The sequence below is a fragment of the Pseudoalteromonas aliena SW19 genome, assembly GCF_014905615.1.
Classification (GTDB): domain Bacteria; phylum Pseudomonadota; class Gammaproteobacteria; order Enterobacterales; family Alteromonadaceae; genus Pseudoalteromonas; species Pseudoalteromonas aliena.
The window spans coordinates 407,697-418,552 of record NZ_AQGU01000027.1 but is presented as its reverse complement, the minus strand read 5'-3'; the positions used below and the strand labels follow the sequence as shown (position 1 = coordinate 418,552).

General features: G+C 39.3%; 9 protein-coding genes. 4 read left to right on the top strand and 5 right to left on the bottom strand.

From position 1 onward, the window contains the following. Positions 1-736: 736 nt before the first annotated feature. Positions 737-1,594, bottom strand: coding sequence for a tetratricopeptide repeat protein (locus PALI_RS15265; protein WP_193156366.1), 858 nt, complete (start codon positions 1,592-1,594; stop codon positions 737-739). A gap of 111 nt (positions 1,595-1,705) precedes the next feature. Between PALI_RS15265 and PALI_RS15260 the strand changes: the two genes are divergently transcribed. Next, the gene (locus PALI_RS15260) at positions 1,706-3,016 is read left to right on the top strand and encodes a M20 metallopeptidase family protein (protein WP_193156365.1); all 1,311 of its coding nucleotides are present in this window, start codon (positions 1,706-1,708) and stop codon (positions 3,014-3,016) included. 60 nt (positions 3,017-3,076) lie between these two features. Here the strand turns inward: PALI_RS15260 and PALI_RS15255 are convergent, their stop codons facing one another. The 4 genes from PALI_RS15255 to pomA all read right to left on the bottom strand — a co-directional run bounded on the left by PALI_RS15255 (position 3,077) and on the right by pomA (position 7,422). Next, positions 3,077-5,017, bottom strand: a complete 1,941-nt coding sequence (locus PALI_RS15255) for a DNA topoisomerase III (RefSeq protein WP_193156364.1) — start codon at positions 5,015-5,017, stop codon at positions 3,077-3,079. A 61-nt stretch (positions 5,018-5,078) separates the two neighbouring features. After that, positions 5,079-5,570 carry a hypothetical protein gene (locus PALI_RS15250; RefSeq protein ID WP_077535885.1) on the bottom strand — a complete coding sequence of 164 codons (492 nt, stop codon included), beginning with the start codon at positions 5,568-5,570 and terminating at the stop codon, positions 5,079-5,081. 161 nt (positions 5,571-5,731) lie between these two features. Next, complete coding sequence (locus PALI_RS15245) at positions 5,732-6,652, bottom strand: flagellar motor protein MotB (protein ID WP_193156363.1); 921 nt, start codon at positions 6,650-6,652, stop codon at positions 5,732-5,734. Positions 6,653-6,654: 2 nt separating this feature from the next. Next, complete coding sequence (gene pomA, locus PALI_RS15240; RefSeq protein WP_077538829.1) at positions 6,655-7,422, bottom strand: flagellar motor protein PomA; 768 nt, start codon at positions 7,420-7,422, stop codon at positions 6,655-6,657. Between the two features lie 310 nt (positions 7,423-7,732). Between pomA and PALI_RS15235 the strand changes: the two genes are divergently transcribed. The 3 genes from PALI_RS15235 to dxs all read left to right on the top strand — a co-directional run bounded on the left by PALI_RS15235 (position 7,733) and on the right by dxs (position 10,839). Next, the gene (locus PALI_RS15235; protein ID WP_077535887.1) at positions 7,733-7,975 is read left to right on the top strand and encodes an exodeoxyribonuclease VII small subunit; all 243 of its coding nucleotides are present in this window, start codon (positions 7,733-7,735) and stop codon (positions 7,973-7,975) included. A 2-nt stretch (positions 7,976-7,977) separates the two neighbouring features. Beyond that, positions 7,978-8,865, top strand: a complete 888-nt coding sequence (gene ispA, locus PALI_RS15230) for a (2E,6E)-farnesyl diphosphate synthase (RefSeq protein ID WP_077535888.1) — start codon at positions 7,978-7,980, stop codon at positions 8,863-8,865. 111 nt (positions 8,866-8,976) lie between these two features. Next, positions 8,977-10,839 (top strand): 1-deoxy-D-xylulose-5-phosphate synthase, encoded by a 1,863-nt coding sequence (dxs, locus tag PALI_RS15225; RefSeq protein ID WP_193156362.1) that lies wholly within the window; start codon positions 8,977-8,979, stop codon positions 10,837-10,839. The last annotated feature ends 17 nt before the right edge of the window (positions 10,840-10,856 follow it).

Sequence of the window (10,856 nt, the reverse complement as noted above, 5' to 3'; positions counted from 1 at the left end):
TTTTACGCAAGCGTTATTTACATAAAATAGTAATTAAAATTAAGCCCCAAGCAAGCGCACACGATAAACACACGTTACCCACAAAACCCTGTTGATAACTCTTGTTTTTACATAGCTAAACCATACTAAAGCTTTTAATTAGAACCTTAAAAATGCAAAAAGCACCTTATCTAGGTGCTTCTCAAAAGTAATAGTTATTAGAATCTAGGGCCTGTTTATCTTTCAAGGTTAGATTTGCAGCAGCCTGTTTGGTATTCAGGCAAGGCAGAGCCTATGGTGTGTGGTTACTCCCCATAAATAGGCGATAACGAAGCATTAATGCCAAACAGGCGCTACCCAAAGGGTTCTTCCTAGGGGTTATTTACTCTTTGTTACTCAGTTTTTACTTAGCCCACTAGGTTACAAATCTCGCGCCGCGATTAAACAACCCCTAGTTTGAACAAATTTTAATCCGCAAAGAGCAACAGACCCTAGGGCGTGTTGACCTTTCGTGATTGATTTTGCAGCAGTACGTTTGATATTTAGGCAAGACAGAGCCTGTGATGTGTGGTTGTTCCCCATAAATAGGCGATAACGCAGCATAGATACCAAACATGCGCTGCCCTTTGGGTTCTTTCTAGGGGCGATTAACTCTTTGTTGCTCGGTTTTTACTTAGCCCACTAGGTTACAAACCTCGCGCCGCGATTAAATCGCCCCTAGATTGAACAAATTTCAATCCACAAAGGTCAACACGCCCTAGTATAAAATACTATATAACTTGCGACGATACTTAGCTGCAAGTGCATCGCCATCGGGTAAAGAGGCAATAATGGCTAAAAAGCTTGGTTTTGCTTCATTGAAATTCAGATCTTTTTGCAGCACTGTAAATAGTATATCTAATGCTTCTTCTTTTCTGCCCGCTTCATTGAGTAAAATACTTAGCTCTTCTTTTAATTCTAAGTCATTTGGGTACTTTTCTACTTGTTGTTGCTTTTCTTTAATCTCTGGTGAGTCTTTTGCTTCAAGCGCAGCTTCGCATTTTGCTTTTATATTATTAAAGTAAGCATCTTGCTCTTGTGCATCTATTGTATTTATAAGCGCTTGCGCTTCATCAACTTTATGAATTTGAATACAGATGTCTGCAAGCACTAATTTGATGCGTGCGTTAGTGCTGTCTATTTCATAAGCTTGCTTTGCATAATTAAATGCAGCATTTAAATCTGACCTTAACAACGCTTGCTTTGCTTGTTCTAGCAGTAAGTCTTGTTGCGCAGGTAAATGCTTTGCAAGAGCTTCGCGTATTTGTGCCTCACTTTGAACACCTGCAAGTAGATCTACTGGTGCAGAGTCTTTTAATAATACAAGCGTAGGCAGTGTCTGCAGACCAACTTGTTGCGCAAGTTGAGAAGCGAGCGCTTGCTCTGCATCGCAATCTAGGTTTGCTACTACTATATAGCTTGCATATTCAGCCGCTACTTTATCTAAAATTGCAGCCTGTCCAATGCAGTCAGGACTTTGAGGAGAGAAAAAGTTAAGCAACACCAATTTTTGCTGTGATGTTTCACCGAGTACTTGTTGAAGGTTTTGCGCATTAATACTAACTATGTTGCTCATTGAATTGATTGCCATATTCATCTATTTAGGTTTTTATATGGTGGTGAACATAATAATTACAAGTCATATACCTAAATCACTCGGTATACATATTCAACAATGAGGGAAAACATGAAACTAACTTACTTAAGTGCAGCACTTTTATTGGCAAGCCCATTCATACAGGCAAATGGACTCGATTTGAATTTAAGCAAAACCATGCCAGCTATAGAAAAGTTTTACCTCGATTTACACCAATCGCCAGAGCTTTCTTATCACGAACAAGAAACGGGTAAAAAAATAGCGGATAAATTAGCTCAGCTGGGTTTTAAAGTAACAAGTAATGTAGGTGGTTTTGGTGTTGTCGGCATTTACAAAAACGGTGATGGTCCAACAGTAATGATCCGCACTGATACCGATGGCTTACCTATTATAGAGCAGACAGGAAAGTCCTATGCTTCAAAAGTTAAAGTAATAGACGAGCATGGTGCGAAAGTCGGTGTAATGCACGGTTGTGGCCACGATATTCACATGAGCTCTTTTATTGGTACTGCTGAGCAATTAATAGCACATAAAGCTCAATGGAAAGGCACTTTAATGATGGTTGCACAACCTGCTGAAGAAGTCGGCGGTGGAGCTAAAGCAATGTTAAGCGAAGGACTCTTTAGTAAATATGCAAAACCTGATCATATTATTGCTTTACATGTAAGTGCTAGTGTTCCTGCCGGCAAAATATCAATGAAAAACGAATACACTATGGCAAGTGTAGACTCTGTCGATATTACAATAAAGGGCAAAGGCGGTCATGGGGCTTATCCACATACAACCATAGATCCTGTTGTTATAGCTGCGCGCACTGTACTTGCTCTGCAAACAATCACAAGCCGAGAGCTTTCACCGCTTGAGCCTTCTGTTATTACGGTTGGGTCTATTCATGGTGGTTCAAAACATAATGTGATTTCGGATGAAGTAAAATTACAACTCACCCTAAGAAGCTATAACCCAAATATTAGAAGTGCTCAAATAGCAGCAATTAAACGAATTACGGCAGGTATTGCACAAAGTGCAGGCTTAAATGAATTAAATTACCCTGTAGTATATGTACATGAAGATGAATCTATTCCATCTACTTATAATAACCCTGCACAAACAGACATTGTTAGAAACTCCATTACCAGCGCAATTGGTGATACTAATGTACTTGAAACACAAGCTGTAATGGCGGGTGAAGACTTTGGCCTATACGGACGCACTGATGAAAATATCCCTATCACCTTATTTTGGCTAGGTGGTGTAAACCAAGCACAATACGCGGATTCAATAAAAACAGGCGAGGTACTCCCTTCCCTACACTCTAGTAAATTTGCGCCTGATTATAAAGTTGCCATTCCTACCGGAATAAAAGCAATGAGTAACGCTGCTGTTGCTTTATTTAATAAGTAACCTGAATTAAGGTTAAGTAATACCAATTAAACATTATCATTTAATAAAATGGCTCTGTAGCTAACTAGCAACAGAGCTTTTTTTATAACTCGACTTTTTAAAGGCCGCTTTTCCACCTCGTTTAGCAAAACGTTTTTTAGGTGAGCTTTTTGGTAACCTTGCAAATGCATTACTATCGCAGTTTGCTGCTAACTGTACAAAATCATTCAAGTCGGCAAGTAACGGTTGTAAAAACTGCTGATAACTCATTGCCTGCTGCGCAATATCACCTAGGCTCGATTCCCACTTTGCCGTTAAATCAGGACTCGCTAAACCTTGTGGTAATACGCTAATAAGGGCAAGTCCCGTTTCGGTCGCTCTAATTGACTTACCTTCACGTTTTAAAAAACGTCGTTTAAATAACAACTCTATTATTCCTGCACGTGTTGCCTCTGTGCCTAAACCATCCGTGTCTTTTAATATCTTTTTAATTTGTGGATCTTTAACGTAGCGGCTGATACCGGTCATAGCCGCAAGCAATGTCGCATCGGTAAAATAAGCAGGGGGAGATGTGTGCTTTTCAACTACCTCGCCTTGCTCACAAAAAAGAGACATACCATTTATTAAAGGAGGTAACGTAGCTTCATCTTTTAATTCAGACTTACCCATTAACAATTTAAAGCCCAAGCTTACATCTTGCTTTGCATTCGCTTTAAATAATCCGCCAGCAATTGTTACTTCTGCTTTAGTTTCGTTATATATATAGTCGGGATAAAATTGAATTAAGTAATGGCGACTTATTAATTGATATACCTTTGCTTCATCGCTGCTCAAACTTGCTGATTTTAGCTGTTTTGCCGTTGGCACAATTGCGTGGTGCGCAGCCACTTTCGAATCGTTAAAACATTTACTACGCTTTTTAGCGTCAGCCCCGTTTACTAATTCACTGCTTTGCCCACCATTAGCACTTATAGCTTTAAAAATAGCTGATGCATCTTGATGGTGATCTTTAGGTAAATAACGATTATCAGAGCGTGGGTAAGTAATTAGTTTATGACGTTCGTAAAGTATTTGGCAAATGTCCAACACCTTTTGAGCTGACATACCAAATGCTTTAGCCGCATCTATTTGCAGTGCAGATAGGTTATACGGTAATGGAGCACTTTGTTTTTTTTGTTTTTGGTCGAGTGAAGTAAGCTCAGCACTTTGCTTTGCAATGCGTGAAGCAACATTTTGTGCGAGTGCTTTGTTAAGTATTCGCCCTTCTTCATCTTGATGTGGCTCACATGCTTTACTAGGAACCCACTTAGCTATGAATGGCTGGTTATCTGGAGTAAGTAAATGCGCCAGTACATCGTAAAAAGGCTTAGATACAAAGTGTGCTATTTCGTTATCTCTATTAACAACAAGACCTAAAATAGGGGTTTGTACTCGCCCTACCGAAAGCACATTACCAAACCCTGCTTTTTGCCCAGCTAGTGTGTATGCACGTGTTAAATTCATACCAAATAGCCAATCAGCACGAGAGCGCGCTAAAGCAGATACACTTAACGGAATAAAATCTCGATTAGAACGCATAGTACCCAGTGATTTTTTTACCGCCGATAAGTTTAAATCACTAATGAGTAAACGTTGCGTACTCTGCTTTTTAGCCTGACTTATTTTAGCTTCTTCTATTACTTGGTCGACCAGAAGCTGGCCTTCACGGTCTGGATCGCCAGCGTGAATAAGTTGCGAGGCTTGTTTAATTAATTTTTTTAAAACAGTGAGCTGTTTGCGAGTTTTGGTTTTGGCTTTTAACTTCCACTGTTCAGGTATGATAGGTAAGTGTTCAAACTGCCACTTTTTAAAACGCTCATCATAATCATCGGGTTCTGCTTGTTCTAGCAAATGCCCAATACACCACGAGACACAGTCTCCATTAGCGACTTCTATATAGCCATCATGCTTTTTATGTGGCTTTGGTAACGCATCAGCAATAGCGCGTCCGAGTGAAGGTTTTTCTGCAATATAGAGTTTCATAGCTCGCTCACTACTGTTCATATAAACAGTAGTCTAGCACATTAGTTTGAAGCTATAAATTTTATTGTTCGTTTGATGCAGTATTGCGCTTATTAATTAATAAATAAACTATCGGTAGATAACAAACAACAACGGTGCCTATATTAATAAATGGCAATAAGGTTTTATAAATGTATGTACTATAAGAAAGATCCCATAAATGGCGATCAACTAATCTGAAAAGTTGTAAAATAGGGGCACTTACAACAACAAGCTGACCGATAACACACTGCCACAAATAAATTTTGTCTTTTATTCCTAAATAGGCAATCAGAGCCATCCAAACAAGATCATTAAACGCCCAAATAACATAACGATAAATATAAGTACTGCTATCAAACTCTTTTAAATGGTCGTTAATCAACGCCCCATAAAAAAAGAATATAGCAGTAACCAACACAAAGCGTAATGCTAGGTGATCTTTGCGAAGGTAAAACACAAAAATAGCAGGGCTTAATATAAAAACCCAGCTACTCTCGAGTATCTTAGTAATACTTTCAAACCATTCAGGCAAAATATTACACTCAACCTATTCTTTCTCAGGTTCATTATCGTCATTACCGTTACCATTACCTGGCATATAACTAAATTTATCGATGTTCTTCATGGCTGACTCCGTTACATTTGTTATTGAAAGCTTACTTTATGATAAATAAACGTATTTGCCAAGTAAAGTTATCTTACATCAATAGGTGCAGACTCTTTTGCCTTACCTTGTAAAATAGAAATCTCGACACGACGATTTCTTCGGCGGTCTTCATCTGTATCATTTGGTACAAGTGGTCTTGTTTCAGCTCGCCCAACAACCATCATCCGAGTTTTGTCAAAGCCTTGTACTTTTTGTAACTCGCTTGCTACAGCAACAGCTCGCTTAGAAGAAAGATCCCAGTTGTTTATGTACAGCTCATTCGAAACCTGAAAATCATCAGTATGACCTGATACTGTTATCTCACCAGGCACATCTTTTAACAATATGCCAATATCTTGAATAATGGGTTTAAATTTAGGCTGCAAAAAAGCACTACCTGAAGGAAAAGACCCATTTTCTCTGATGCGAATAATTATTTGCTGGCCTAAAGACTCAAGCTCTATTGCACCATCAATAATCTGCCTTTCTAATTGCTGAGCAATCTTTTTAACAAGTTCATTTGTTTGTTCTTGATCTGCAGCAGAGATTGCTTGATCAGAAGATTGTTCTTGAGAGGTACTACGAGATTCCCCACCCCGTTTATCACCTCGTTGTTCTTGCCTACCACCTGCAGAGCTTTCATCACCGGCCTGAAATTCAAGCATTTGTTGAGTCATTTCTACTGTTTGTTGCTGAATAGTCTCGATTGGTGTGGGCTCTGGTTTTCCTGGCGTAAACTCCATAGCAATAACAGAAGTACCTTTGGGAATATCTTTTACTTCTATTTTATTTTGTACACCAAATGCAAACTTCATTGAACCGGCTATTTGTTTAAATTTAAGTACATCCATTTCAGAAAATGCAAGCAAGAGTACAAAAAAGCACATCAATAAAGACATTAAATCTGCAAAGGTTCCCATCCAAGCTGGAAGCCCTGGGGGAGGACATTTACACTCTTGCTCAGACATGTTTACTCCTCGGTATCAACTTTACGTTTTGATTCAGCTAAGTAGTTTTTCAAAATGCCTTCAATTACTTTTGGGTTTTGACCATCTTGAATACCTAATACAGCGTCTAAAATCAAACGTTGGTTCATTGCTTCTTCGTCTTTACGCAGCTCCAATTTAACTTGGATAGGGATCGCCACTACATTTGCTAAAAAAGCGCCGTATAAAGTTGTTAACAAAGCAACAGCCATCGAAGGACCGATTGATTTTGGATCATCCATGTTAGATAACATAGCAACTAAGCCAATGAGCGTACCGATCATTCCCATTGCTGGTGCAATATCAGCCATGGCTTTAAATAAACCGGCTCCCATTTCATGACGGGTTGACGTTAAAGTTATGTCTTTTTGTAAAGTCGCTCTAACAACGTCAGCATCATGACCATCAACTAACATATCAACGCCTTTACGCATAAACTGGTTCGGTATTTCAGCCTCTTCGAGGGCTAAAAAGCCACCCTTTCGAGCTGAATCAGCAAGTTCAACGGCTTTGTCTATCAACTCCTCTGGCGATTCAATTTTAAACATAAAGGCTTTAGCGGCCACTTTACCAATGCCAAAAAACTGCCCCATGGTGTAGTTCGATAAAACAATAAATATAGAACCGCCAAATACAATCACCACTGAAGGAGTGTTGTAAAACATGGCCATTTCGCCACTACTGCTCATAAACATGGACATGACAATTAAGCCAATTGCGCCAAGGATCCCTATAATGGTTGCTAAATCCACATTTCCTCCAAAGGTTTCATGCACTAAGGCCTTATTATAAACTTTTTATCATTAACTGCTTATCGGCAACATATTGAATTGCTTAAGCGGTTTATCTAAATAAAGATAAAAAAGTCTTATTAGTGTAATTTATATTCAAGCTGCATTAATAATTACTTTTATTAAAAGAATTGACCGTGATTAAGCCCTTATTAATGCATACAAGAATAGCATTTGATATTAATAGACGAAAAAAACGTATCATCCTTTGACCTAGTTTAGCATTCCCCCTAAAATTGGCTCCTAAATTTACCACGTAAGCTGAAATAAGATGGCGACTAAAAAACCTGAAAACTTAAGTTTCGAACAAGCACTAGAAGAATTATCGACAATTGTTAGTGATATGGAACAAGGTGATTTATCGCTTGAGCAATCATTAAAACAATTTGAACGCGGAATTGCTTTAGCCAATGCTTCATCTGGTAAATTACAACAAGCGGAGCAAAAAGTATCAATTTTAATGGGCAATGGCGAAAAATCAGTACTTACTAACTTTGATAACGATACGGAATAACTGTGAGTATTAAAGAACAGATTGAACGTGCGCAAATAGATGTAATAGCTACCTTGAAAGCGTATTTCAAACAGTCGTTAGATACAGACGAAACGGTAAAAAATGCCACACAATACGGGTTATTTAATGGCGGTAAAAGATTACGCCCATTTTTAGTTTATGCAACGGGCGAGATGTTTGGCGCAAATAAACACGATCTGAATGTACTTTCAGCAGCTATTGAATGCATTCATAGCTATTCGTTAGTGCATGATGACTTACCGGCGATGGACGATGATGACTTACGCCGTGGCCGCCCAACTTGTCACATAGAGTTTGGTGAAGCCCATGCTATTTTAGCTGGCGATGCTCTACAAACTATCGCTTTTGAGTTAATTGCAAATCATCAATTCAAATGCTCAGCACAAACACAAGTAAAGATGATCGCACAATTAGCACATGCATCAGGCCTTAAAGGCATGGTTGGCGGGCAAGGTTTAGACATTGCCGCAACTGACAAAGTCATTACTGCACAAGAGCTGGAGCGGATCCATAAACTAAAAACGGGTGCGCTGATTAACTGCGCTATTATGTTAGGTGCATTGTGCAGTGAAAAAGCAGATAAACACACTTTAGAAAGCTTATCTACTTTTGGTTATGCGATAGGGCTGGCCTTCCAAGTACAAGACGATATTTTAGATGTTGAGGGTGATACGCTTATTTTAGGTAAGCCACAAGGGTCAGATATTGCAGCCAATAAAGCGACATACCCTGCTTTATTAGGTATGCTAGGCGCTAAAGAGAAGGCGCAGAATTTAATACAACAAGCCCACGAGGCGTTAGCAAATATAGATGCTGACACAACACTTCTGGCGTCACTGGCAAATTACCTTATTGAGCGTGATCATTAAGACACCGCTTAAAAGTATTGCACTGAGTACAGACACATTATTACTAAACATTAGTTAATTCTACATCGTATTTTGTATTAATTAATGTTAGCGAAGGATATAAATAAAACCATGACACGTGATAGCAGCAAGTATCCATTACTTAATTTGGTTGACGAACCGACCCAGTTGCGCGATTTAGCGCAAGATAAACTCCCAGAGTTTAGCAATGAGTTGCGCGACTATTTACTCAACTCAGTATCGCAAAGTAGCGGTCATTTAGCATCTGGTTTAGGTACTGTGGAGCTAACTGTTGCACTGCATTATGTTTATAACACACCTGAAGATCGTTTAGTGTGGGATGTGGGTCACCAAGCTTATCCGCATAAAATACTTACCGGTCGACGTGATTTAATGCATACGATTCGCCAAAAAGACGGACTACACCCTTTTCCATTTCGTGATGAAAGTAAATACGATACGTTTAGTGTAGGGCATTCAAGTACCTCTATCTCTGCCGCTTTAGGCATGTCGATTGCCGCACAAAAAGAAGGTAAAGGGCGCAAAACAGTTGCCATTATTGGTGATGGCGCAATTACTGCGGGTATGGCATTTGAAGCAATGAATCATTTAGGTGATGTAAAATCAGACATGCTTATTATTTTAAATGATAATGAAATGTCGATTTCTGAAAATGTTGGCGCATTGACAAATCACTTTGCTCGAATTTTATCAGGTAGCTTTTATACTAACATTCGCGAAGGGAGTAAAAAGTTACTCTCTGGTGTGCCTCCGGTTAAGCAACTTGCCAGTAAAATGGAAGAGCACATTAAAGGTATGATGATCCCGGGTACTTTTTTTGAAGAACTTGGTCTGAACTATATTGGTCCGATTGATGGGCATGATGTAAACATGCTTGTAGATACATTACGTAATATGCGTAACTTAAAAGGCCCGCAGTTATTACATATAAAAACGCAAAAAGGTAAAGGTTATAAACCGGCTGAAGCGGATCCTATTGGCTATCATGGCGTGCCAAAGTTTGACCCAATGACATCAAGCCTCCCTAAATCAAAGCCCAGCGCAGCTACTTTTTCAAAAGTATTTGGCGACTGGCTATGTGATATGGCCCAGCAAGACGATAAATTAATGGCGATCACACCCGCTATGCGCGAAGGCTCAGGTATGGTGCGTTTTTCTAAAGAGTTTCCAGATCAATACTTTGACGTCGCTATTGCAGAGCAGCATGCTGTTACGCTAGCCGCAGGTTTTGCTTGTGAAGGCTTAAAACCCGTTGTAGCTATTTACTCAAGCTTTTTACAGCGCGCGTACGATCAGCTAATTCACGATGTTGCATTGCAAAATTTACCCGTTTTATTTGCCATTGACCGTGCCGGTATTGTGGGAGCAGACGGTGAAACTCATCAAGGCGCATACGATTTAAGCTTTATGCGCTGTATTCCAAATATGGTCATTATGGCACCAAGCGATACCAATGAATGTCGTCAAATGCTCTATACTGGCTATCAAGCAAATTGCCCAGTAGCCGTGCGTTATCCTCGTGGCAGTGCGGGCACTGCTGAAATTCAAAGTGATATGCAACTGCTTGAAATAGGTAAAGCAAATACGGTTAAAAAAGGCAATAAAATTGCAATTTTATCATTCGGTACACTGCTAGAGAACGCCCAACTTGCAGCCAATGATTTAGATGCCACACTTGTTAATATGCGTTTTATTAAGCCACTTGATACTGCACTTTTAAATGAAATTGCTACTAACTATGACTTTATTGTCACACTTGAAGATAATGCGATAGCCGGTGGTGCAGGCTCTGCCGTCACTGAATATTTAGCCAGCCAAAAATCCGCTATAAAAATACTTAACTTAGGTATTCCAGATGAATTTATTAAACACGGCACGCAAGATCAAATGCACGATGAAATGGGATTGGGCGAACAAGGTATATTAACCGCCATCAAAGCGTTTATTGATTAACATTTAAAAATACTAAA